The 24,510-nt window shown below is 42.7% G+C and carries 19 protein-coding genes; 4 read left to right on the top strand and 15 right to left on the bottom strand.

The genetic code is table 11. The annotated features are described in order from the left end of the window. Positions 1-14 precede the first annotated feature (14 nt). Positions 15-1,361 (top strand): sigma-54-dependent transcriptional regulator, encoded by a 1,347-nt coding sequence (locus tag ACWU4D_RS12850; RefSeq protein ID WP_456051838.1) that lies wholly within the window; start codon positions 15-17, stop codon positions 1,359-1,361. A 95-nt stretch (positions 1,362-1,456) separates the two neighbouring features. Here the strand turns inward: ACWU4D_RS12850 and ACWU4D_RS12845 are convergent, their stop codons facing one another. After that, entirely contained in the window at positions 1,457-2,851 is a 1,395-nt protein-coding gene (locus ACWU4D_RS12845) for an ABC transporter substrate-binding protein (protein WP_456051837.1), read from the bottom strand. Positions 2,852-2,975: 124 nt separating this feature from the next. Between ACWU4D_RS12845 and ACWU4D_RS12840 the strand changes: the two genes are divergently transcribed. Next, a complete protein-coding gene (locus ACWU4D_RS12840) occupies positions 2,976-5,033 on the top strand; it encodes a methyl-accepting chemotaxis protein (protein WP_456051836.1) in 2,058 nt (685 codons plus the stop codon). 92 nt (positions 5,034-5,125) lie between these two features. Here ACWU4D_RS12840 and ACWU4D_RS12835 read toward each other — a convergent pair whose 3' ends face one another. The 5 genes from ACWU4D_RS12835 to ACWU4D_RS12815 all read right to left on the bottom strand — a co-directional run bounded on the left by ACWU4D_RS12835 (position 5,126) and on the right by ACWU4D_RS12815 (position 10,969). Continuing rightward, entirely contained in the window at positions 5,126-6,487 is a 1,362-nt protein-coding gene (locus tag ACWU4D_RS12835; protein WP_456051835.1) for a TRAP transporter large permease, read from the bottom strand. A gap of 3 nt (positions 6,488-6,490) precedes the next feature. After that, positions 6,491-7,132: a TRAP transporter small permease gene (locus ACWU4D_RS12830; protein ID WP_456051834.1), complete on the bottom strand. Its 642-nt coding sequence runs from the start codon at positions 7,130-7,132 to the stop codon at positions 6,491-6,493. Positions 7,133-7,202: 70 nt separating this feature from the next. Beyond that, positions 7,203-8,198, bottom strand: coding sequence for a TRAP transporter substrate-binding protein (locus tag ACWU4D_RS12825; protein ID WP_456051833.1), 996 nt, complete (start codon positions 8,196-8,198; stop codon positions 7,203-7,205). A gap of 243 nt (positions 8,199-8,441) precedes the next feature. Beyond that, the gene (locus ACWU4D_RS12820) at positions 8,442-9,911 is read right to left on the bottom strand and encodes a protein adenylyltransferase SelO (RefSeq protein ID WP_456051832.1); all 1,470 of its coding nucleotides are present in this window, start codon (positions 9,909-9,911) and stop codon (positions 8,442-8,444) included. A gap of 143 nt (positions 9,912-10,054) precedes the next feature. Then, positions 10,055-10,969, bottom strand: coding sequence for a hypothetical protein (locus ACWU4D_RS12815; RefSeq protein WP_456051831.1), 915 nt, complete (start codon positions 10,967-10,969; stop codon positions 10,055-10,057). 390 nt (positions 10,970-11,359) lie between these two features. Here ACWU4D_RS12815 and ACWU4D_RS12810 point away from each other — a divergent pair, with 390 nt between their 5' ends. Beyond that, complete coding sequence (locus tag ACWU4D_RS12810) at positions 11,360-11,740, top strand: TM2 domain-containing protein (RefSeq protein ID WP_456051830.1); 381 nt, start codon at positions 11,360-11,362, stop codon at positions 11,738-11,740. Between the two features lie 100 nt (positions 11,741-11,840). Here the strand turns inward: ACWU4D_RS12810 and ACWU4D_RS12805 are convergent, their stop codons facing one another. From ACWU4D_RS12805 to ACWU4D_RS12770, 8 genes are all read right to left on the bottom strand, one after another. Beyond that, complete coding sequence (locus tag ACWU4D_RS12805) at positions 11,841-13,706, bottom strand: TIGR00341 family protein (protein WP_456051829.1); 1,866 nt, start codon at positions 13,704-13,706, stop codon at positions 11,841-11,843. Positions 13,707-13,820: 114 nt separating this feature from the next. Further along, positions 13,821-13,997, bottom strand: a complete 177-nt coding sequence (locus tag ACWU4D_RS12800; RefSeq protein WP_456051828.1) for a DUF2986 domain-containing protein — start codon at positions 13,995-13,997, stop codon at positions 13,821-13,823. A 587-nt stretch (positions 13,998-14,584) separates the two neighbouring features. Next, entirely contained in the window at positions 14,585-15,280 is a 696-nt protein-coding gene (locus ACWU4D_RS12795; protein ID WP_456051827.1) for an aspartate/glutamate racemase family protein, read from the bottom strand. A gap of 32 nt (positions 15,281-15,312) precedes the next feature. After that, the gene (locus ACWU4D_RS12790; protein ID WP_456051826.1) at positions 15,313-15,981 is read right to left on the bottom strand and encodes a DUF3047 domain-containing protein; all 669 of its coding nucleotides are present in this window, start codon (positions 15,979-15,981) and stop codon (positions 15,313-15,315) included. A gap of 214 nt (positions 15,982-16,195) precedes the next feature. Then, positions 16,196-17,089 (bottom strand): iron-sulfur cluster-binding protein, encoded by an 894-nt coding sequence (locus ACWU4D_RS12785; RefSeq protein WP_456051825.1) that lies wholly within the window; start codon positions 17,087-17,089, stop codon positions 16,196-16,198. After that, the gene (locus tag ACWU4D_RS12780) at positions 17,082-18,104 is read right to left on the bottom strand and encodes a 4Fe-4S dicluster domain-containing protein (RefSeq protein ID WP_456051824.1); all 1,023 of its coding nucleotides are present in this window, start codon (positions 18,102-18,104) and stop codon (positions 17,082-17,084) included. The genes ACWU4D_RS12785 and ACWU4D_RS12780 overlap by 8 nt, the downstream gene beginning before the upstream one ends. 25 nt (positions 18,105-18,129) lie before the next feature. Further along, entirely contained in the window at positions 18,130-20,235 is a 2,106-nt protein-coding gene (gene fdhF, locus ACWU4D_RS12775) for a formate dehydrogenase subunit alpha (protein WP_456051823.1), read from the bottom strand. A gap of 240 nt (positions 20,236-20,475) precedes the next feature. Beyond that, a complete protein-coding gene (locus ACWU4D_RS12770; protein ID WP_456051822.1) occupies positions 20,476-21,882 on the bottom strand; it encodes an aminotransferase-like domain-containing protein in 1,407 nt (468 codons plus the stop codon). Between the two features lie 84 nt (positions 21,883-21,966). Between ACWU4D_RS12770 and ACWU4D_RS12765 the strand changes: the two genes are divergently transcribed. Continuing rightward, positions 21,967-22,569, top strand: coding sequence for a LysE family translocator (locus ACWU4D_RS12765; RefSeq protein ID WP_456051821.1), 603 nt, complete (start codon positions 21,967-21,969; stop codon positions 22,567-22,569). Positions 22,570-22,665: 96 nt separating this feature from the next. Here ACWU4D_RS12765 and oadA read toward each other — a convergent pair whose 3' ends face one another. Beyond that, a complete protein-coding gene (gene oadA / locus ACWU4D_RS12760) occupies positions 22,666-24,456 on the bottom strand; it encodes a sodium-extruding oxaloacetate decarboxylase subunit alpha (RefSeq protein ID WP_456051820.1) in 1,791 nt (596 codons plus the stop codon). Between the last annotated feature and the right edge of the window lie 54 nt (positions 24,457-24,510).

The following is a 24,510-nucleotide window of genomic DNA, read 5'->3' as shown; positions in this document are numbered from 1 at the left end:
TCGAAGGACGTGCTATGAGTGACGTATATTTCATCGATGACGAAACCGATATTCGCATCGCAATAGAACAAAGTTTTGAATTAGCTGATATCAGCGCTAGAATTTTTGAAAACGCCGAAGATGCACTGGTAGCCATGAAAAGCGATCAGCCTCCTTTGGTTGTCGTTACCGACATTTGTCTACCCGGCATAAGTGGAAAGAACTTACTCGACTCTATCCATCTTCAGGATAAAGATATCCCGGTTATCTTAATCACAGGCCATGGCGATATCTCGATGGCCGTTCAAGCGATGCACGATGGTGCCTATGATTTCATTGAAAAACCATTTGCCCCTGAAAGGCTCATCGAAACGGTTAACCGAGCAAAAGAGCGTCGTCAGTTAACATTAGAAAACGAAAAATTGAAACGTTCACTCAAAGCTAGCCAAACTCTTGGCCCTAGAATTATTGGTGAAACGCCCTGTATGCAAGAGCTAAAAGAGACCATTACGCACATTGCAGATACGGCAGCCGATATCCTGCTATTTGGCGAAACAGGCACTGGGAAAGAACTGGTAGCTCGTTCGCTACATGAACAAAGTTCTCGCCGCGAAAATAATTTCGTTGCGGTTAACTGTGGCGCAGTGCCAGAAAATCTAATTGAAAGTGAACTTTACGGTCATATCAAAGGCGCATTTACTGGAGCGGAAACAAAGCGTATTGGTAAAGTAGAACATGCTCAAGGCGGTACACTATTTTTGGATGAAATCGAATCGATGCCGATGCAAGCTCAGATCAAATTACTTCGCGTATTGCAAGAGCGTGTAATCGAACCTATTGGCTCTAATGAACTTATACCATTGAACATCCGTGTTATTGCCGCAACCAAAGTCGACCTTACTCAAGCTGCCTTGGAAGGGTCTTTTCGACAAGACCTCTATTATCGACTTAATATAGTCACGCTGAACTTGCCGCCCCTACGAGAACGTAAAGAAGATATACCAGGGCTATTTCACCACTTTTTACTGGTCGCTGCTGCACGTTATGGCAAAGCGGCGAACGCTATTTCGAATCAAGATCTTCAACGCTTGATTTCTAACGATTGGCCAGGGAACGTACGAGAGTTACGCAATGCGGCTGAACGATATGTATTATTAGGAAAGTTGATGCAAATCGCCGATAGCAATACTGAATCTCAACCTTCAAATATAACAAGCCTTGCTGATCAAGTTGCTGAGTTTGAAAAAGCAGCAATAGAACAAGCATTGATTGAGTGCAATGGAGGAATTAAAGAGACAATGGAAAAACTAAATCTACCACGTAAAACGTTATACGATAAAATGCAAAAGTACCAACTAGATAAAGACAGCTACAAAGCGTAATTGTGCATTAACCTAACAAAAAACGGGAAGTCTACTTTACCAAATCTGTAGGCTTCCCGTTTATATTCTATTAATATTTTATGTTACTTCGCCAATCAATCATCACTCGTTGGTTGAGGATATTGAGGGGATTGAGTATAGCCGGCTCTTCTCACTTCTCGCTCAGCGTATTTTTGTGAGCTATATAAAGCCTGTTCTACCGATGTGTCACCCGCTAAAGCTTCCGATATTTTCTGCATCGTTACTCCACCGATTGATACAAACTCAGGAATCGCAACAAACTGAACGCCGGTGTACGGTGATGGTAGCATTGTACTATCAAGCGGGTTAGCGGACTTGATGGCTTTAAGCTCTGCTTCCGCAAATTGCCCAGCCACCTTTAAAAACTCGGGATTTTCATAGGTCGAAGTACGAGTACCTGTCGGAATACTTCCCCACCCTTCACGAGATGCTACCAGCTCAATGTACTGCTTCGATGTTGCCCAATTAATAAATTTCTGTGCTGCATCCGCTTTTTTCGTCCCTTCTGGAATCGCAAATGCCCAAGCCCATAACCAGTTTGCTCCTTTAGAAGTTGCTTTCACCGGAGATTGGGCAAATGCCATTTGATCTGCGAATTTAGCTTTCTTTTTATCGGTTACGAATGAACCCGCGACCGATGCATCAATCCACATTCCGCATTTCCCTTCTTGCATCAAGGACAGGATTTCCGGGAAACTGTTATTTTGTGAATTCGGTGGACCATAGTCGTTCAATAAATCAATATAAAAGTTAATCGCTTGTTTCCATGCTCGCGACGTAATTTGGGGCTGCCAATCCATATCAAACCATCGACCACCGAAACTATTTAAGATGGTAGAAATAATCGCCCCGTTATCACCCCAACCGGACTTGCCTCGTAAGCAAATACCGTATATTTCATTACTCGGATCATGAATCGCTTTTGCAACATCGCGAATATGATCCCAAGTTGGACGATCATTTATGCTCATACCTGCTTTTTCGACCAAGTCTTTGCGATACATGATCATTGAGCTCTCACCATAAAACGGAGCAGCGTAAAGCTTATCTTGATATGAGAGGCCATCTCGAATTGCAGGCAGCATGTCATCGAGCTGATAGGCTTTAGATGGCGTTAGCGTTTTTAACCACCCTCGTTCTGCCCAAATCGGCGTTTCATACATACCAATCGTCATCACGTCATAATTACCCGCTTGCGATGCGATATCCGCGATAACCCGCATTCTTAGGCTACCTTCGTTATAAACATGCCAATTGAGCGCAATATCTGGATAATCTGCTTCAAACTCACTGGTCAATTTTTTCATTACAGAAATATGCCCACTATCAATAGTGGCAATATTCAATTCAGTTATAGCATTTGCAAAAGGAGTAAAAAGTATCGAACTCGAGAAAAGAGGCAACAAGCCCTTTCTCCACGTTTTTGATCCAAACCAGTGATTCAATGTTGCTGCCTTCGTTAAACACATAAATATTTCTCTCAATTTTTACTATTAATAAAAATATAGACTACATTTACACAGAATCTAATTTAAATTTCCAAGTAAATTTTTCACCAGTAACCAATCTATCAATAGTCAATATGGGAAGTAGATGATGACCAACACAATATCCTTGGGTGCTGCATCCAGTCTTAAATTTAGCGTGAATTTAACGACTAAGATCATCCTATGTTTTTTAGTCATAGGTGTTATGTTCATTGGTACGATTGTGATGAGTTATAACAATGGAACTCGTGTTTCTGAAGGGCTAGACGTTATCAACACACAATCGACTCCTGTAGTTATGTTCTCTTCTCAAATAAACCAACTGGTTCATAGTTATGAGCCCGCTTATATCGAGTTAATGTCTTCAAAAACAACTGAACAACTCAAACAACAAGTTGAAAACATCACTTTCATTTCAAATCAATTGAACGCCTCAGTAAGTCGTTTTCCTCTCCAAGAAGGAGTGAACGGCCCATTTAGAAGTACAGTTGAAGAGCTATCAAGAAATATTGAATCACTTAATACGCTCGGCACTGAGATAACCAACGGTCAGAATTTGATCGTTAGCTATGAAGAGATGGGTGCGTCAGTTATCAACCAATTGAAAAAATTGCAAAGTGAAATTGTCCCACTGGCACAAAATACATTGCTTGAGCAAGAAGATGAGATGGTCATCTCCACTATCAATGCCGTTGACGCATCAATTACCAATGGCATGTGGGTTATCGAACGATTGGGGCATGCCGCTACTCTCGAAGAGCTGAACGAACAAAAAAATCTTTTTGTATCTTGGCAAAATCGCCACTCAAACCTTCTTCCATCGCTGATTTTCGCCACGCAAGAGTCTGGATTTCAGAACTTTGTTCGTGAGTTATCTGCGCTTACATTATCATTAATGGATGCAATCGAAGGCGAGAATGGTCTTCTCAATATCCAACAGAAAAAACTTGAAATTGTAGGGCAACAAACCCAGTCATTCGAACAATTCAAAGTTCTGCTTGAAGAGGCGGGCACCAATACAAACATACTGCTCTCTAGTGCATTTGAGGAAAATAATCGTTTATCAAGTGACATTAATGATGCTGTCGACACACAAAGCCAAACCATCATGATTGTTGGTATCTCGATTATGATAGGTATTGCGGTCGTTTCATTTTGGTTAACTCGTTATATTCGAAATGCAATTAATCAATTAATGGAAGGGCTAAACGCGCTTTCTGAAGGTAACTTAAGTCTTCGCTCATCGAGCAAATCTGATGATGAATTCGGACGTTTGAGTCACTATGTGGATACCGTAGCAACCAATCTTAAAGGTATTGTCGTTGATATAGAAAGCTCTGCCCATCAAGTCGATACCTCCGTAAAACGAGTCACTGATTCTTCAACAATGACACGTGAAATTGTCCAGCGCCAAAAAGCTGAGCTAGAAGCTATTGCGGCAGCACTTGTCGAAATGAGTTCTACAGCGGGTGAAGTGGCAAGTCATACTGAAGCGACGCACGATAAAATCATGACCGCTGGCAACCTATCGAGAGAAGGTAGAAAACAAGTCGGTTCAAGTCGAGATAGCGTCGAACAGATGGTTGCCCAAACTGAACAGACAATTAGCGCCATCGACAAACTTGATGAAGGTGTTAAAAGTATCGAAGGTATCATAGACACAATCACAGCCATTGCGGAACAAACTAACTTACTGGCACTAAACGCCGCTATTGAAGCCGCACGTGCAGGCGACCAAGGCAGAGGGTTTGCGGTTGTTGCAGACGAAGTTCGTTCTCTAGCGACTCGAACTCAACAATCGACATTAGAGATACAGAACAAAATCAATTCTATGATTGATGACTCTAAAGTCGCTGTGAACGCAATCAAACAAAGTGAAGTATTGGTGAGTGACAGTCTCAAACAAACAACCTTAGCGGACGAGACAATCACAGAAGTCGAAAACACCATGGCTGAGATTCAAGACTTGTCACATCTAATTTCAACTGCCGCAGAAGAACAAGCTGTAACACTAAAAGAGCTCGATAGAAACATCAACCAAGTTACAGAGTTAGCTGACCAAACAAACAACCAAGCTGAGCAATCTGAAACAGAAGCGTTATCTCAAGTATCTATCGTTCAAGACCTAGAGAAGAAAGTTGGGCAATTTACGTTCGACCGATAATTTTCGTTATCACTATAAAAACGAAAGGGAAGCCACTTTGGCTTCCCTTTTCTATTTCTGCTTATTCATTACCATTTAGAAAGATGTCATATCTACTTGGTTATTATTTCTGGTCCCATCAAAGACGTTGGTAACCATGTCGATACCCAAGGAACATAAGTCACAATGATTAAGAACAAGAACATAATGGCAACCCAAGGGAGTGCGGCTTTCACCACCCCTAACATCGACATTCTCGCAACACCGGCTGTGACAAATAAGTTCAACCCTACCGGAGGGGTTATCATCCCTATTTCCATGTTCACCACCATAATGATACCGAGGTGAATCGGGTCAATACCTAACTCAATTGCAATTGGGAACACTAATGGTGCGACAATAATCAACAAACCTGATGGCTCCATGAATTGGCCACCGATTAACAATAAGATGTTAACGACGATCAAGAATGCTATCGGACCTAGCCCCATTGATAACATCGCTTCCGTAATCATCTGAGGAATACGTTCTTCAGTTAATACGTGCTTTAGAATCAGAGCATTAGCAATAATAAACAACAGCATGATTGTTAGCTTACCAGCTTCAAATAACGTTGCCTTAGTGTCTTTATGAACAAAGGTTTGTAACGCTTTTAACGCAATAGGCAATTTATTATCTTTATCCGCGAATGGTCCCATGTCTTTGTAAACAAAGTTCGCAATAAAAAATGCGTACATCGCCGCCACAGCAGCCGCTTCCGTTGGAGTAAAGATTCCGCCGTAAATACCACCCAATATGATCACGACTAATAGCAATCCCCAGCTTGCATCTTTCGCCGCTTTAGTTGCTTCACCCCAGCCCACGAACGGTTGTTTTGGCAAATTCTTAACGCGAGCAAAGATATAGATTGCAATAATCAACATAAGTCCAGCAAGTAACCCAGGAATGACGCCCGCTAAGAACATACGCCCCACTGAAACATCTGTCGCCGCAGCGTATACAACCATTACAATTGAAGGTGGAATTAAGATGCCTAAGGTACCAGCATTACAAATAACCCCTGCTGCAAACTCTTTGGTATAGCCGTTCTTCACCATCCCAGCGATAACAATACTACCAATCGCCACAACCGTTGCTGGAGATGAACCTGATAGCGCAGCGAACATCATACACGCCACTACAGACGCAATAGCCAAACCACCACGGAACCAACCCACCATTGCTATCGCAAAACGTATAATCCGTTTCGCCACACCTCCGGTCGACATAAAACTGGAGGCTAAAATAAAGAATGGGATCGCAAGTAACGTATAATGACCAGCAAAGGCGTTAAACAATGTTTGAGCAACGGATGCGAGCGACGCATCTGAGTGAACCATTAAAAATAATACACTCGATAAACCCAATGAAACCGCGATAGGGACACCAACTAACATAAAGCAGATGACCATTAAGAAGATAATAATAATGCTCATAACCTAGCGCTCCTTACTTTCATCTGAATTTAACACGTCATTTTTTAGCTCTTCTAACGCTTCTTCCGCTTCGTGACCCGCTATCATTCGGTCAAGCTTTCCAGTGAAAATTTGATACGCAATTTGAAGAAAACGGAATGTCAGCATCGCCATCCCAATAGGAAGTGCCATATAAGGAATAAAACGTGGAAGTTTTTCATAGCGCTCGCCTTCATTTAGCCAATCAGCGAGAAATTGAAACATTTCCGGCATTGGAATATCGTCGGTCTCATACCAAGCACGTTCGGAAATGAAGGGATACCAATAGTTCCATGAACCAATAAGTAATAAAATTGAAAATGTTAAACAACAAATTACTGCGATCATCGCATAGATCTTACGCAAACTCTCGGGTGCAGCATTTATCACCACATCGACTCCAATATGGAAATTCTTTTTAACTCCATACGATGCACCCACGAGTATCATCCACGCAAACATGAATACTGTTAGCTCTAGCGCCCAAAGAATATTGTCGTTAAATACATAGCGTAAAATGACATTCGAGAAAGTAAGGAGCGTCATTGCACCTAAGAAAAAAGCGATCAAGAACTCTTCAAAAGAATCCGTAAGCCGACCGATCTTCGCGAAAAAAGAGTTATCCATAAAAGTTACCACTCTAATCAGTTCAGGAAACTCCCCTACCTCAGCGGTAGGGGAAATAATGTTCTAAGTTCTATTTATTTGAATTTAATGCGGCTTCAATTAAGTCTGCACCAATATCTTTTTCAAACTTAGCCCACATTGGCTTCATCGCCGCTACCCACTCTTGACGTTGTTCTGAACTCAGCTGACGAATCACGCCACCAGCGTCGATAATGTTCTGACGGTTTTCCATGTTGACTCTTGCAGATTCAGCATTTCGAACTTCTGTCACTTCCTGAATAATCGTTCCAAGTTGTGTTCTAATATCGTCTGGTAACCCCTTCCAGAAATCATTTGACGTTACGACCATGTAATCCAAGATTCCGTGATTACTTTCGGTCGTACCATCTTGAACTTCAAAGAATTTCTTGCCGTAAATATTCGACCATGTATTTTCCTGACCATCGATTACTTTGGTTTGTAAGCCACCGTATACTTCTTTAAACGCCATTTTTTGTGGATTTGCGCCAAGTTGTTCAAACTGGGCAACTAACACATCGGATGCTTGAACACGGAATTTCAGACCTTTTGCATCTTCAGGATGAACGAGAGGTTTGTTCGCAGAAAGTTGCTTCATCCCATTGTGCCAAAATGCCAGACCTTGCAATCCACGACGACGCATCGAGTTTTTCAGTGCATCACCTGCTTCGGAGTTTTGGAAACGATCGACGGCTTCGACATCTTCGAATAAGAATGGAAGGTCAAAAATACGGTATTTTTTAGTGAATTTCTCGAACTTAGAAAGCGAAGGAGCAGCAAGTTGAGCATCACCGTTCAATAACGCCTCAAGAACCTTATCATCATCATATAGAGTGGAGTTAGGGAAGACTTGCATGCACACTTTGCCATTCATTTCTTCATTAACACGAGATTCGAGCAGAGAAGCTGCAATTCCTTTTGGGTGCTTATCGGCATTGGTTACATGACTGAACTTGATCACCATTTCACCTGGGTCACAATTCGCAGCAGCGTTGAAACTAGTAACAGCGATAATAGAGGTAGCGAGTAGAGTTAGAGGCTTTATCATTATTGTTCTCCTTGATTTCGGATTTGAACACCTTCAAATGAGTGTTCTTATTTCCTATAGAGCAAGGAGCTTGCCAACTTAGTACAATTTTTTAACAATTCAATTACAACAACAACTTACCGACTACAAAAGCAAGAAATAGCAATATCACTTAAACAGCCTGAATAAAAAATGGGTGGAAATCCACCCATAAAAAGTTCAACTATGTGTCATATTTCGCCATAACAAAATAACACGGAGAAATTATGAAGAGCAGCTAATCTCTAGCTCCTTTCCCCATTGTGGAGGCAACTTAGAATAGTCTTCAAAATCAGGATGTTCAGCAAAAGGATCGCGTAAAAGTATCATCAAGGTATTGAGTTCGCCATACTCCCCTTGCTCAGCCGCAACTATCGCTTGTTGAGCTAAATAATTTCGCAAAATATATTTAGGGTTCACTTTACGCATCTGCGTACAACGCTGCTCTGCAGTGACTACCTCTCCTTTCGATGATGTTTCTTGTTCACAACGTTTTAGATATTTGGTGACCCAGGATTTCGCACGTTCACGATCAACAAACAGATTGGTCACTTCAGATTCAGGTTGTGAATCGAGATAAGAAAGTTGACGAAAGAAGCGTGTGTAATCGACTTTAGAATCGTTCATTAGCGCAAACATTTCCTGAAATAGCTCGGCATCTTTTTCAACGGTACTATTTAGCCCTATTTTTGCTCTCATCTGACGACTAAACTCTTGATTCAAAATAGGTTCATAGCTATCCAACCCTTGCTGAAGTTCTTCATTATCGACTAATGGAGAAAAGCTCTGAGCTAATACTGTGAGATTCCAAAGTCCAATTCTTGGCTGCATATCAAACGAGTATCGCCCTTGATGATCAGAATGATTGCAAATAAACGTTGGATCATAATCGTCAAGGAAGGCAAATGGCCCATAATCAAAGGTTAACCCAAGAATCGACATATTGTCGGTATTCATTACGCCATGTGCAAAACCCACTGATTGCCAGTGAGCAATAAGCGTTGCTGTTGACCTAACAACCTCAGCGAACAACGCTTGGTATGGATTCTCATGTTGTTCTAGTTCAGGAAAATGCCAATCGATCACATTATCTGCCAACAGTTTGAGTTCTTCATGCTGATTACTGCGATAGAAATATTCAAAATGACCAAAACGTATATGTGACTCCGAGGTGCGAATTAACATCGCACCTTGTTCCGGCTGTTCTCTAAATACCACAGTATCACTGCCAATCATTCCTAACGCGCGCGTAGTAGGAATACCTAGTCCATGCATCGCTTCACTGGCCAAATATTCTCTTAAGGTTGAACGCAAGACTGCGCGGCCATCACCAGAGCGAGAATAAGGCGTTAAGCCCGCGCCTTTTAGGTGAATATCATGCAACTTCCCCGTGTTATCTTCAACTTCACCAAGTAACAAACCCCGTCCATCACCGAGCTGTGGATTGTAGACACCAAATTGATGACCTGTGTATTTCATCGCGATCGGCGTTACCGAATCGGGAACTCGCTGGCCTGAAAAAATCGCGAGTAATTCTTCGTTTGGAATGGCTGGAAACCCTAATTCGTGGGCATGAGGCTCATTCCAAGCCACCCAATTCGGATTCTCTAAAGCCATTGGATTCACTGGAGAGTAAAAGCAATTAGGCAGAGAAAGATAACGTTGATGTATTTCTAATGAAGACCAAGAACTCATAACCACACTCTCTAGTTAACGCATATCCAGTAACCCTAGGTTAACCTGATACTGCATCATAAATGAGGTTATAAAATAACAAATACCCTAGTTATTTACTAGGGTATTTGGCACTCTCAACTTGAAGTGATTTATCTAGCAAACTAATTCGAGCCACATAATTCAGAATGAGTATTCAGTTTGTCCAACAAACCTTCAATCGAATAGATTAACGTCTTCGTTTCCTGATTAAAGTTTATGTAACGTAAACTCATGGTGGGTGAATTAAGAATTTTTTCCTTTATGTCTGGCACCTCGGTTAAAACAAAACCACGGCTGTTATCCGTTAAGTTGACGTGAACAGGGATATATTGTTCCTTGCCGAAACGCAAAAGTGCGTCTTGACTTTTATCTCCCAGAAAGTCGTTTACTACTGCCGTGTAAGATGTCGTTGACGCCTCACATTTAGCTTCAAACAGTGCATGTTGATCATTATCCGACTGGCTGAATGTTACCGATACAGCTTGTTCAAGTTCATCACGTTCAATCGTAATGCGCCAAGTTGATAAGGTATCACTATTTTTGTCCAAATCGAGTCGCTTTGGTGTGTCTGCCTTCTCTTCTTTGGTGATTTGGGATAGCGCCAATAAATCAGACTGGGATTTGACTCCGAGTACACTATCAATAGGCAGATAGTGGTCGATGCGCTCAGTACAGGCTTTAGCATTCGCAATCTTATAAGCAATAACCTGTAACTTTTCGTTTTGGCTTGTTAAATCATTCGAATTCACTTGAATATCGACACCGGCATCAACTCGAGACAGTTCAATATTCAGTTGTCTCAAATTTTCGGTTAGTTCGATCTGCTGAGCATTTTCAATTTGCAACTGTCGCTCTGAGTTCACACATAGCGATACCTTAGATTGCTCAATCCACGCCTTTTGCCCAACCGTCATCGAACTAACCGTTGGAATACCTAACACGCTTGTCGTATCGATAAATGATTTATCGACAGTAAAAGCAAGGTTTGGAACCGAAAATAGTGCAATAGCAAAGACGAAAGGAATCCTCATGTTCATAAACGATCTATCCATAATACGAAGTTGAAAGGCAAGCGATGAAGAAAGGTAAAGTGTACCGTATAACTCACATCTCACGGACCATCATTACTGCTAATCATGTAACACAAATAAGATTATTTCTTAATCTGGTAGAAGAAATAGAACACAGTCAAAATGTGCAGCAGTGAAAAATAGGTACCTAACATTGTTACGAATCAAACTCATGCATGTTTGATCTGCGCTCTCTAACTAAATTTCGTTACATTTATATGAAATTGATTTATATTCCAGAGAATATAAATCAATATAGTTTCATATTAATTATCTCATTATTACAATGGCTTATCTCTTATATTCAGCGTTTGAAAAAGTTAGATTTAAGTCATGTAACATAGGAAAACTGCCATCATGTCATCTGTGGAAACTGCTGAACCTCAAAGCTCTTCTGACAAGCTTGTTAAAGGTCGAAATAAAATTATCGCCGCTGTTATTGCGTTTTTCTTCGGAGGAATTGGTGCACATCGATTTTACCTCGGCCAGAAAAGAAGCTTAATTTACTTAGTATTCTTCTGGACATGTATTCCAGGTATTATTGCGTTCTTTGAATCTATCGTGTTCTTATTTACCTCGAAAGAGAAATGGAATGCCAAATATGGTAACAAACCCGGACCTTCCAAAAAATTCATTGTCATTATGCTGGCTTTTTTCATCGTATTATTTTCAATTACGTTTCTGTTCGGTCTTCCCGCTTATTATGAGTATTTAGATGAAGTGGCTAAGATTCAATAAACTAATCTAGGGCCTCATAATAAATTAAAGCCACTCCGATTTCGGTATCGAAGTGGCTTTACGCAATGATTCTCTCTAATTTAGCTCGCACATTGTTCAGTTAATACTGCAGCACCGATTTAATTTCGAGCGTCACTTCTTTATCTAATCGTTTCTCAATTTTATCTTTTAACCCGCGGATATCGACTTGATCTAGCGGCCGTTGTGACACCAGTTCGAAACTCAGTTTCATCGGGTTATCCAATGAGCTTACATCTACTTGACGGATACTCATTTGCGAGAGCGACATAGTTTCGACAATACGGATGACTTTCGCCTCTTGTGCCAGATGCACAAAACTAAAACCAAGAGGAATACTAACAATAGCAACGGAAAATAACGCAAGGATCAATCCCTTTCGTGCACGCTCAAATGGTGCAAATCCAAGAATGAGAAACGTCAATGCTGCCGAAAAAACAATTCCAGTCAGGTTCGCGATAAACAGCAACAAACCGCCTGTTGCCACATGCCAAGAAGCCCAACCTAGACCAATACCAGTCACCGCCAATGGAGGCACCAACGCAACCGCAATGGCGACACCTGCCAGACTTTTCGCCGCTTCTGATTTCGCGTGGGCATAAGCGCCCGCAATACCTGAAATGATCGCGACGCCAAGATCGAGCAAGGTAGGACTTAGCCGAACTGAAATTTCGTGAGTCTCAATCCTCATCGGTAATATCCACGACAAGATCATAGCGAAACCAATGGCAACCGCCCACCCTATCGTTAGAGTTTTAGCACTGGTTGCCAGCAATTTTTGATCTTGCCGGACAAACGCCATCGCAAGAGAAATAATCGGTGCCATCAGTGGTGCGAGTATCATTGCCCCTATAATCACTGGTGCCGAATCAGCGTACAGCCCAAAACTTGCGAGTAACGTTGAAAGCACCATCATCACCAAAAAACTGGCGCTCACTTTGGCATTTTCGCGAATCTGTAAATACAATTCTTTAAAATCGTCGTCAGCGGCGTGAGAGATCCATGGGAGAGGCTTACCCACTAATGCTTGGATCGCCTGTTTTGACTGGGGAATATCATGAATTCGACGAACATCTTTGTCGATTTTGACGCTCTCCAACAATAATGAATCGCTATCGACAGCGATGTTCAGCTTAACTTCGTCAATCTCCAATTTTATCGAATCAGCTTCAAGTGGACGCTCATCGATTTGATATGCCATCGGCTGGGACGAGCTGACTTCGAATTCATTAGAACGCAAAACACCCAAAAATCCAGGTTGAGACACACTGGAACGAAGCGGTAATGCGAGCAGGTACAGTATCAACTGCTGGACGCTTTTCGGAGAAACGACAAGAGCGTAAAGTTGACCGTCGTTAGCGTAAAGATCGGGCAGTAACTTGCGCGATAAATTCGATCCTAATACGTGCGGCGTACAAGTAACCCCAATCGCAGCTGTGACGATTGGATTCTCACAATCACAGTTGATCGTAAATAACTGAGGCTGGTTTTTTGGGTGATTCAATTGACGAAAGCGACGCCAAGCGAGTTTAGCTCTTAACCAAATTTGATTTTTATGGCCACCAGGTTGAAAACTAAACACCTGACCAATAACGACTTTATTCAGCACAACGTTATCGTTACATCGGACAAGATCCCATTCTAACATCGAACGTTGAGAACTATCCCAAACCACATCCGCCAATGATGAAGGTAAACCGAAACCGCGTTGAGTATGTGGATTGTTAGAATGAGGAAGTATATTCAGTGTGGCTCGCTGAATTTGTGCTTGGTTCAACACATCAGGCATATAAGCATCATCAACCATCACCCACCATTGTTCAAATTCGCCCGCTTTACTCGCTTCCTGTGGCCAATGAACTAATGTATAGATGTCTTGGTCTGAGATGGGATAATTGTCATAGGATTTTTCTTCTACAACCTTATCGATAATTAAGCATTGCGCCATACTGGGGTTATCGCTCTCAATAAACTAACAGATACTTTACCCTAGCATTTTTAAGTATATGAATACCACTAGAGCGCTTTCACGTCTCCGCTACTCACACCATTTATCACAAAATTACTCACTTTGAGAAGCGTCAGATTCAAGAGACTCAATCGATTCACTTTCTTGCTGCGCCATTTTTTCACGCTCAGCTTTCGAAATGTACTTCGGCTTATTACTTTTGTGTAATTTAGCATTTTGTTTCTTTAAGCGTTTTTTCAACGTTTCATTAATTTTCTTTTTACGATTCATACTATGCCGCCGTGATTTTTAACAATTAGGATACTGGTCTCTTTCAAGGCAGAGACAAAAGACACCGCTTTATAGCATGTTTGATTTGGATATCCTATGTTCGCGGCAGTGTCGATCGAGTATCAAGACAAAAAGACGCGAGATTTGCATATTAAACATATATGACAATTTGGCATGGAACTTGTTAGTCATAACTCTGTCATATTCATTGATTACTTTAATGTGGCGGGCAACTTTTTTAGAGAATTAAAAAATAAAAGGTTGCAAATTTCGGCGAAATGTCGTTATTTAGGTAGGTGCCTATCGGTAATCGATAGAGCTTTCTATTCAGTATGAAAGAGTTAGAAAGCTAGCACATTTTGAACAACACGCTCATGAAGAGCAATTTTATAGAAGGAGAATACGATGAAAAAGATGAGAAGAGCACAGCTCCATCGAATCCGTATTCAATACTGGAAAGAAACGAAAAACGCAGAAAACGCGAGTAAATAAACTCGTTATTTTAATTGGCTGGCAATTGTTACAATATTCATACTATTGCCAGCTTAAAATGACCTCTCACACCCCTTCAAATTACAATCATCTGATTAACTTTCTAATGCCCACTCAACTGCTTTCATCGCATGAATTTCCGTTGTATCGTAGAGCTTAACTGGTGTGTCGCCTTGTTGAATCAACAACGCAATCTCAGTACAACCTAAAATGACCGCTTCGGCACCATCGTGTTTTAACAGATCGACAATATCTAAATACGAGTTTTTCGATACTTGATCAATCACGCCCAGACACAGCTCGTCATAGATAACTTGATGGACTTTCTCTCTATTTGGAAGAGAAGGAACTATCACTTCAATTCCGTATTTATCCGTAAGTCTAGACTTATAAAAGTCTTGCTCCATGGTAAAACGAGTGCCAAGTAAACCGACCTTAGATATGCCATCGGCTTTTAATTTTTCCGCCGTTGCGTCCGCAATATGAAGAATAGGAATCGACAATTCAGATTCGATTTGGTCGGCCACTTTATGCATTGTATTTGTACATATCATTAAGAAATCAGCGCCACCAGCTTCAACTGACTTGCCTGCGCTGGTCAAAATATCGGCAGTTTCTTGCCATTTCCCTTGGTGCTGTAGAATCTCGATGTCAGAAAAATTGACGCTATATAAGCATATTTTTGCCGAATACAGTCCACCACGCTGTTCACGTACACCCTCATTAATGGCTTTGTAATAGCTGAGTGTCGATTCCCAACTCATTCCTCCGAGCATGCCTATTGTTTTCATTCCTTCACCATCTGTTGTCAATATTTCGTGGATCAATCAGCCGTAAACTCAATATCGCCATAATAGGCTATCGCCTCTCCTCCACTGTTATCGGTATCAGTCATAATAACCGTGGCGTCGATATAGCGATATTTTTTTAAATTAGCAGGTTCACTACCCAAGTCGCCAAACTGACTAATTAAATCTTCATAAACGTTATGTTTTTCAGAGATCCACTTGTTTTGTTGCGCTTGCTTCCCTTGTGTTGCCATCATTTTGACCGCTTTACCCGCAAAGGGGTTATCCCACGCAGTTCCCTGACGTTGGTTACTCGACCATACATAAGAAAGGGCAATCGTATTCCAGAAAAAGACACCACCATCGATCACCACATAGACCCGCGCAGCAAAATCATCGCCTTCTTTACTTGTTTCATTAATTTGACCAAGTTTCTTTTCAACGAGCCAACGCCAATTAATATATGGTGTTTCCAGTAAATCGATCTTTTCTTCGAAAATAATTCCTGATGCACTCGCTTTGCTTTGGGCCTTTAACACTGTCTCGTGGTCTTTTTCAACGAGGCTATACTGAGTTTCACTCACAAATGATTTAGTCTGCCATTCATCAACTTTGGTATCACCAAAATGGGTTAAGTTATTCGCGTTCACTTGCGTTACAAACAACCAAGTTACTAGACCTAAACGTGAAGCGTAGTGATTCAAAATAAAAACGAGCCTATAAATATATAACGTAATCCTATGATAGGAAATTTAAACCAAAGTTCCACGTCTAGTTCTAGGCAGGATGATCAAATCTAACTCGCAAACCAAAAAAAGCTGCTCAAATCTAATTTAAGCAGCTTCCTATTCATTTATGCGGTTAAGCATTGATCGCAGCTCTGTTTTGATCGTTACAAAAACCGCTCACGCTATATGATTAACTTCGACAACAACTCGACGTACTTGCAGCCATATCAACGGGTTCAGATGGTGCTTTAATCGCACGTTCCTTCACCACCAATTCGCCTAGCTGATCCCATCGGTAAGTCGGGCCATCCATGCATACTAAGTCATCAGCAACATAACAGTGGCCGCAAAGCCCAACACCACAATGCATCCGCCGTTCAAGAGATAACCAAAGGTGATCCGCTGGGTGACCATGTTCAGTCATAATCCGACATACCGCTTCCATCATGCCTTCTGGACCACAAGTAATGACGTGATCGAATGGACCATGTTCGGACTCGATCTGGTTGAGGTTGTCGACAAGTTTGCGACCATGCATATACTCACCTTTCGCATTGTCGATGTCATCAACCGCTTGGCAAAGCGTACATTGCTTTAACCAACGTTCGCGCTCTTCTTTCATTACCAACATTTCTTCATTTCGCGCACTAAAGTAGACAACAGGAGGTGAGCCTGCCCCGATTAATGCATCGATTTGGGCCGCAACCGGCGCTAAACCAACACCACCGGCGATCACTAACACTTTGGTACCAGACAGATCGGGCCATCCTTTCCCAAATGGGCCTCGAGCTCCCAATAGATCACCGTCTTTATGATTAAACAGCGCTTCTGTTAGAGAACCAATACGACGAATTAAGGCAACAAAACGCCCCGCTTTATCCGGCATTCCCGCATAAGTAAACGCCGCTTCTCCATATCCTGGAATGGATAACATAAAAAACTGACCAGGCTGAACCTTACAAGGATGCGCAAAGTCGGGTAACCCCTTGCTCACATCTGTTGGTTCAAAGGTAAAATGGACAATATCAGTGCCATCTTCATAACGTTCCACTAAACGGATCGATTCCGGGGTTAAATTAAGCATTTGAAATTTTCTCCATTATGGAATGAACACCAACTGAGCCTGGGCAAATCGTTTCACAACGACCACAACCTACACAACCGTACCGTCCCATTCTCTTAACAATATCTTCTGAGAATTTGTGATACCAAAAACGATACATCCTGCGCCCTGCTTCAGCAGCAGGGTTCGCTCCACTGGCTTCTTTTTGGAAGCCCACCATCAAGCATGAGTCCCAAACTCGCTGGCGAACGTAGGTATCACCTTGCTTGTTATCTCTGGTGGTATAACAACTGCAAGTCGGACAGATCTGGCTACAACCCGAGCAGCTAATACATTGATGAGCAAAACGATCCCAGTGTTCATCTGGTACTGCTCGAGCATTAATCCGTTGTATCCCGTTTATAATATGGGTATCACTTTTGAATTCGGCTTCGGTATGACGAAGATTCATTTCTCGCCACGAATGCCAACTGTTATCAGCCGGGCGCAGATTCATTCCACTTACCGCTGCTTGGCCATTATCACTGCTACAAATCAACCACCAACCTTGCATATCACCGCCAATGGTTGGCATTGGCGTTAAAATCAGATCCGCTATCTCATTTTTAACTTGAGGGCCAGCATCAACACTTCGACAAAACCCATTTTCACACGGACTTGAACAGTCAAGCCCTACCAATAACGTCTTTTGACGACGGGCTTGGTAATATGGGTCATGTTCAAAGTGCTTGTCTTGATAAGCAATCGCGGTCAAGTCACAGGCTTTAACCCCAAAAAGCACTTGAGGGCCGTGCTGCGGTTTCATTTCCTCAAATGTGTTGCTATCAAAAACAAACAGAGACTCCAACTCAGAGAAAAACATGCTTTTGGGTGACATTAGCGGTCGTAATTCAGGGTGAAAATGAGCAACTTCGCCATGGGCAATTGCTTCCCAAACACTGTTGCCTGTCCCATTATCCACCGGTTGATATACGGTATTTCTCAGGGCTAACCAATCTCGTAAATGTTCAATTCGATCCAGTTCGTATGCATACATAATTATTCGGTTCCTTTATTCCCAATCATTCGGCAGTTGCAACTGCTTCACCGGCGGCTTTTAGCACATTAATCGGTCTTGGCTCAGCATCTCTAGCCAATGGTTCAACACGCACTGCGCAAGCCTTAAGTTCCGGCATACGCGTGACAGGGTCTTGCGCATCATTGGTTAACTGATTCGATGGAATATCAAAAAAGTGATAAGGAATGCTGATCAAACCAGGGGGAACTTGATCGGTCACAATAATCCGAGTTTCAAGGTATCCACGACGAGAACGAACACCAACTGGAGCATAGTTAAATAACCCTTGGTTGGTCGCATCTCTTGGATTCATATACAACAACCCCTTAGGAGACTCACGTTCCAATAGAGGCGATTTTCGTGTCATCGAACCACAGCCATAATGGAAGTGGAAACGAATCGTAGTGAGATAGTATGGGTAGTCTTTGTCTGGCTGTTCCGCCGTTGGCATGTGGTGGACTGGCAATAGCCGAGCTTTGCCAATCGGAAAACCACGTTCATGGAGTACCGCGGAACCATCAGGATGTTGAATATCACAAGGCCATTGTAACCCTTGAGCATCTTCCAGGCGTGGGTAACTCATTTGCGAATAGATCGATGTTAACGATACGATTTCATCAAACACTTCTTCTGAGCTATTCCAGTCAAACCCTTCTGCGCCAAACAACTTGGCAAGCTTGCTCATCATTTGCCAGTCACTCATGCACTCGCCTGGCGGATTAACGGCTTTACGAACCCGTTGTACACGACGTTCACAGTTGGCGAAGGTACCATCTTTCTCGGCAAAGCTCGCAGCAGGAAGAACAACATCAGCAAGCTGAGCCGTCTCGGTCATCATCAGTTCTACCACAACCAAGCAATCAATTTTCTTCAATGACTTAGTGACTTGGTTTTGGTCTGGGTCGGTAACAACGGGATCTTCACCAAAAATCATCATTGCATGAAATTGGTCCTGTAACGCTGCCTCATTCATACCTAAAGACGTCATGCCCGGCTTCTCGGCGACAGTCGTTCCCCAAGCTCGGCTAAATTTATCTCGAGCTGCTTCATCATCGGTCGATTGATAGCCGGGGAAAACACCAGGTAAACAGCCCATATCACATGCGCCCTGCACATTATTTTGACCGCGAAGAGGATTAATCCCTGCTCCCGGTTTTCCAACCTGACCACATACCAGGGCAAGGTTTGAAATTGCAATCACGTTATTTGTGCCACTGACATATTGTGTCACTCCCATACCGTAGGCGAGGAATGCGGCTCTTGCATGACTGTATAAACGCGCAAATTGAATTTGCTGATCGACCGGCACACCAGTTATTTCAAACACTTTCTCTGGCGTGTATTCCGCCACGGATTTGCGCAGTAAGTTTAGGTTCTCACAACGCTCACTTAAGAAAGCTTCATCTTCCCAGCCTTTGTCGAGAATGATATTAACCAGACCATTTAACAACGCAACGTTGGTGCCTAATCGAAGTTGTAAATGCACATCGGCCATTTCAGCAAGACGAGTACGACGAGGGTCAACCACCATCAACAACGCGCCGGCTTCTTTTGCTTTAATAATGTCACTGCCAATAATCGAGTGACTCTCAGTTGGGTCACAACCAAACACGACAATTACATCAGCCTTGGTTACATCTGCAATGCTGTTGGTCATTGCTCCTGAACCTACCGTCTGGCGTAATCCCGCAACAGAGGGGCTGTGACAAATTCGAGCACAGTGATCAATATTGTTGGTTTTCAATACTGCACGACCAAATTTCTGAATCGCGTAGTTATCTTCATTGGTTGCACGAGCACAACTGATCATTCCAACGGACTGTGGGCCATGATGGTCGCGATAGTAGCTAAATTGTTCATGAATAAGCGATAATGCTTCTTCCCAGCTGGCTTCGCGAAAGCCATCGCCTTCGCGAATCATTGGGCTTGTGATGCGGTTTTCATGACCTGTTGCGAAAGCGGAGCTCCACCCTTTAGAGCAAAGTCGACCTTTACTAATGGGATGACCAACGAGAGGTTCAACCCCGATAACTTTATCGCCTTGGCTTCTCAAACCAATACCGCAACCCGTACCGCAGTATGGGCAAATCGTAGACGTTGTTTTCGTCATAACGTGATCCTTTATTTAAGCAAACATGCACCGAGATGAATGTAGTCGAACACTAAGATTGACTGGTGCAAATAATCCAATGACTCAGAAGGCCGGATTGTGAATCACAAGATACCCTACAATTAGTAAGTGAATGTGTGATGAACCGTGGGGATTTGAGGTACTTGTATGATAATTGGCTTTGCATATATGGAAGGGAGGAGTACTTGACGTCATCTAGAGTGACGACGTCACTTGCTCCTAAATGATCACATCTTGCCTGTCATTTAACTGCTGTAGCGCTTCCTCAAATATATCCACACCATGCTCAAACTGATTTCGCGTCGTGAAACCACCAAGGGAAATTCGGAAACCTTGTTGGTTTGGTCTTTGAGGATTAAACGAACAAAAAAGGTCGGCGGGACGAACTTTAATTCGGTTCGAGATTAAGACCCGGTTGAAATGGTCAACGTTTATAGAGTCGGGTAACGTTAGCCAAATATTTAATCCACCCTGGCGTGTGGTGAAGCCATATCGCGCCACCATCTCGGAAAACTTAGCGCGTCGGTATCGAATTTCATCCGCTAAATACGCTTGATTTTGCTTAAATTCATCGCTCAATATAAATCGACTGCCAAGCTCAAAACTGATCGTAGGCACCATCCAAGATTGACTATGAATGTGATCGTTAAATGCTTGCTGCCATTTCTCTGGCACTAAGGTATAAGCGATCCTCAGTCCTCCAGCGACATATTTCGATAAACTAGATACGTAAAATACACGGTCTTTAGCACGCTGTTGTAACGGTAGATGCCAATCCTCCGGTAAGCAATAATTCACATCATCTTCGATAATATAAAATTGGTATTTAATACTAAGTTCAACAATACGATCGAGCTGTTCTGTTGTGTACCTCGTATTAGTCGGGTTCTGCATATTTGGCGTGATATACAGTAATTTTGGCTTAAATTGCTGGCAATATTGCTCTAAAACTTCAAGATCCAACCCTTCATCGGTAATGGGAACCCCTAAAGGTGTTACATGACTTGCACCCACGGCACGAAAGAACCCCGGATAACTGAGATCTTCATGTAGAATAAAATCTTCTGGCCGAGTCAACAATTGCAGACAGGTATATATCCCCTGCTGCGCGCCGTAAGTAAAACAAATATCACTTTTATTCGCTTGAATATCCCGCGTAGCGAGCCACGAGAGAAACGTCGTTTTATGCCGATCAATTCCCTGATACGAATAATTCATCACGCTTTCTATCGCACCGATATCATTGGCCAATGCAGACAGCGCTTTTTTGACCAACAATTGCTGACCCAACATAGGCTGCATGCTTGAAGCAAAGTCGTATTCATTCGATACGCTGTTCTCTGAATTAAAAGAATGTGAATCCAGCGACAAAGTTACATAGGTCCCGGCCCCTAACTTTGCAGTTACGATCCCTTTTTTTTCGAGAAGGGCATACGCTCTGGTGACAGTTCCATGGGTGATATTCAATGCGTCTGCCAGCTGTCGTTGTGGGGGCAGTTTTTGCCTATCGACTAACTCTCCTTCATGGATCGCTTGCTCAATAACCCATGCTAGCGCTTGGTATTTCGGATAACTTTCACATGCCAATGTAAATTTGTCGAGATCGACTTTTGAAATTGTACCCATAACAATAAAATCCTTGATCGTTTTTGTATCACATGAGAGTTTATACATTCAAGGGTACAATTTATATTGTACAGGACTTACGACATGAATAACGAACTAATCAATATTATTCCCTCTCTGGCACTTTTCTGTTTTATCTCAACGGTCACTCCGGGGCCAAACAATATTCTACTCGCCCATTCCGCAGCCCAATTTGGAGTCGTTAAAACGCTTCCTCACGTTCTTGGTATACGTTGTGGGATGACCATTCTCCATTTCACAATTTTACTTGGACTGGGGCAATTATTTGAACGTTGGCCAACGACTCACACTATCTGTACTTACATTGCCGCTGGTTATATTGTTTACATGTCATTCAAGATTGCGTTTGCAAAGATGCATCGCGTCAATGAGGATGCAAAGCCAATGGGGATTATTGAAGCGGCGTTGTTTCAGGTGATAAACCCTAAGTCATGGGCTAACTTGATGACAGCAAGCAGCGTATTTACCTTAACGGGTGATTTGTTTTGGCCTTCAGCCCTACTCTGTATTCTATTTTTTAACACCGCGACCTTACCGGGAACCTTTATGTGGATCACAATTGGGAAGTTGGTTTCGAAGCAACTGCAACACCCGACTTACAATCGAGTGTTTAATCTCGCAATGGGTTTATTGTTGCTGATGACCTTACCGATGATTTTTCTGTAACCTAAGTATATTGTTAACCTAGGCACATCGCTCACTTAAGCACATTGGATACTCCAAGTATGACGTATCCAATGTGCATATTACGTTTTAATCACCTCATGCGATTTCGATGAGCGCTTCACCTGGCGTGACACGGTCGCCTTTGCTAACGTTAACCGCTTGAACTGTTCCTGCCACACTTGAATGAATTTCGGTTTCCATTTTCATCGCTTCTGCAATTAGAACAGCTTGTCCGGCATCGATCTTGTCACCTTCTTTTACTAACACCTCAACGACATTACCTGGCATCGTTGCGGTCACGTCTCCTGGTTCTGTGGCTCGTTTACGCCCCTTATGTTGACCATCGTCTACATATTCATTGAGCGACTCGTAAATCACTTCACGAGGTACGCCATCCATCGACATGTAAATTTTACGTTTACCACCACCAAAATCACCAACTCCCGTAACCGCGATATCGTAACTTTCACCAGAAACATCAATCTTAAACTCTGTCGCCATTGCCATTTTAGATTCCGCTTGCTCTGCGGGAATCAACGCTTCAGGGACCAATGTATTTTCGGCACGTTGTGCTAAGAATTCCCGTCCAAGGTCTGGGAACATCGCAAACGTCAGTACATCTTCATCACTCTCAGCAAGTTCACCGATCTCCTCTTTAAGTCGGCTCATTTCGGGAGTCAGTTGATCCGCCGGACGCCCTTCCATCACAATTTCATTACCGATGGCTTTTTTCTGTAAGTCCAAATCGACCGCAGCAGGTGCAGCGCCATAGCCACCTTGAAGGTAGCGCTTCACTTCATTGGTGATGGTCTTGTAACGTTCACCGGCCAAAACGTTGTATACCGCTTGAGTTCCAACAATCTGAGAGGTTGGTGTCACTAAAGGAGGAAATCCAAGATCCGCTCGAACTCGTGGTATTTCAGCAAACACTTCACCTATTTTATCCAGTGCATTTTGCTCTTTGAGCTGGTTTGCCAGATTCGACATCATTCCACCCGGCACTTGATTGATTTGAACTGACACATCTTCTCGAGTAAATTCCGATTCAAATTGATGATACTTTTTGCGTACGTCTTGAAAGTAATCGGCAATTTCCCCGAGCTGACTCAAGTTCATTCCAGTATCAAACTCTGTTCCTCTTAATGCCGCTACCTGTGATTCACATGCTGGATGACTTGTGCCGCCAGCAAACGAAGAGATTGCGGTATCAATTCCACTTGCCCCTGCTTCAATCGCCTTCATTTGGCATAACGATGCCAGCCCCGCGGTATTGTGACTATGAATAAGCACAGGAATGTCGACCGCCGATTTAAGAGCTTTGACTAGATCGTATGTCGCGTATGGCGTCAGTAAACCTGCCATGTCTTTAATCGCGATAGAGTCCGCGCCCATATTAACCAGATCTTTGGCTTGCTGAACAAATAACGCTTCAGTGTGTACTGGACTGGTGGTGTAACAAATCGTGCCTTGGGCGTGTTTTCCAGCCGCTTTAACAGCTTTCATCGCGGTTTCAAGGTTACGTAAATCATTTAACGCATCGAAAACACGAAACACATCGATACCATTCTCAGCCGCTTTGTGAACAAATGCTTCAACAACGTCATCGGCATAATGGCGATAACCTAATAAGTTTTGCCCGCGCAGTAACATCTGCAATTGACTATTTGGCAAGGCTTGACGTAGCGCACGTAAACGCGCCCACGGATCTTCTTTAAGAAAGCGTACACAAGCATCAAACGTCGCGCCTCCCCATACTTCTAAAGACCAGAATCCAGCTTGGTCGAGGGCATCGCAAATTGGCAGCATGTCTTCGGTACGCATACGCGTCGCAATTAACGACTGATGGGCATCGCGTAGAGTAACGTCAGTAATCTGGATCTTGCTCATTGGTTTCACTCCAAAATTCTATTCAGCACGAATGGCGTGCTTTTCATTAATTTT

The organism is Vibrio phycocola (assembly GCF_053850235.1).
Note: the sequence above shows the minus strand (reverse complement) of the source record. Positions and strands in the feature narration are given on the sequence as shown.

What these genes read in the sequence shown, in the direction of transcription:
- ACWU4D_RS12850 (WP_456051838.1), top strand. Translation starts at nt 15, where the DNA reads ATGAGTGACGTATATTTCATCGATGACGAAACCGATATTCGCATCGCA.
- ACWU4D_RS12845 (WP_456051837.1), bottom strand. Translation starts at nt 2,851, where the DNA reads ATGTGTTTAACGAAGGCAGCAACATTGAATCACTGGTTTGGATCAAAA.
- ACWU4D_RS12840 (WP_456051836.1), top strand. Translation starts at nt 2,976, where the DNA reads ATGATGACCAACACAATATCCTTGGGTGCTGCATCCAGTCTTAAATTT.
- ACWU4D_RS12835 (WP_456051835.1), bottom strand. Translation starts at nt 6,487, where the DNA reads ATGAGCATTATTATTATCTTCTTAATGGTCATCTGCTTTATGTTAGTT.
- ACWU4D_RS12830 (WP_456051834.1), bottom strand. Translation starts at nt 7,132, where the DNA reads ATGGATAACTCTTTTTTCGCGAAGATCGGTCGGCTTACGGATTCTTTT.
- ACWU4D_RS12825 (WP_456051833.1), bottom strand. Translation starts at nt 8,198, where the DNA reads ATGATAAAGCCTCTAACTCTACTCGCTACCTCTATTATCGCTGTTACT.
- ACWU4D_RS12820 (WP_456051832.1), bottom strand. Translation starts at nt 9,911, where the DNA reads ATGAGTTCTTGGTCTTCATTAGAAATACATCAACGTTATCTTTCTCTG.
- ACWU4D_RS12815 (WP_456051831.1), bottom strand. Translation starts at nt 10,969, where the DNA reads ATGAACATGAGGATTCCTTTCGTCTTTGCTATTGCACTATTTTCGGTT.
- ACWU4D_RS12810 (WP_456051830.1), top strand. Translation starts at nt 11,360, where the DNA reads ATGTCATCTGTGGAAACTGCTGAACCTCAAAGCTCTTCTGACAAGCTT.
- ACWU4D_RS12805 (WP_456051829.1), bottom strand. Translation starts at nt 13,706, where the DNA reads ATGGCGCAATGCTTAATTATCGATAAGGTTGTAGAAGAAAAATCCTAT.
- ACWU4D_RS12800 (WP_456051828.1), bottom strand. Translation starts at nt 13,997, where the DNA reads ATGAATCGTAAAAAGAAAATTAATGAAACGTTGAAAAAACGCTTAAAG.
- ACWU4D_RS12795 (WP_456051827.1), bottom strand. Translation starts at nt 15,280, where the DNA reads ATGAAAACAATAGGCATGCTCGGAGGAATGAGTTGGGAATCGACACTC.
- ACWU4D_RS12785 (WP_456051825.1), bottom strand. Translation starts at nt 17,089, where the DNA reads ATGCTTAATTTAACCCCGGAATCGATCCGTTTAGTGGAACGTTATGAA.
- ACWU4D_RS12780 (WP_456051824.1), bottom strand. Translation starts at nt 18,104, where the DNA reads ATGTATGCATACGAACTGGATCGAATTGAACATTTACGAGATTGGTTA.
- fdhF (WP_456051823.1), bottom strand. Translation starts at nt 20,235, where the DNA reads ATGACGAAAACAACGTCTACGATTTGCCCATACTGCGGTACGGGTTGC.
- ACWU4D_RS12770 (WP_456051822.1), bottom strand. Translation starts at nt 21,882, where the DNA reads ATGGGTACAATTTCAAAAGTCGATCTCGACAAATTTACATTGGCATGT.
- ACWU4D_RS12765 (WP_456051821.1), top strand. Translation starts at nt 21,967, where the DNA reads ATGAATAACGAACTAATCAATATTATTCCCTCTCTGGCACTTTTCTGT.
- oadA (WP_456051820.1), bottom strand. Translation starts at nt 24,456, where the DNA reads ATGAGCAAGATCCAGATTACTGACGTTACTCTACGCGATGCCCATCAG.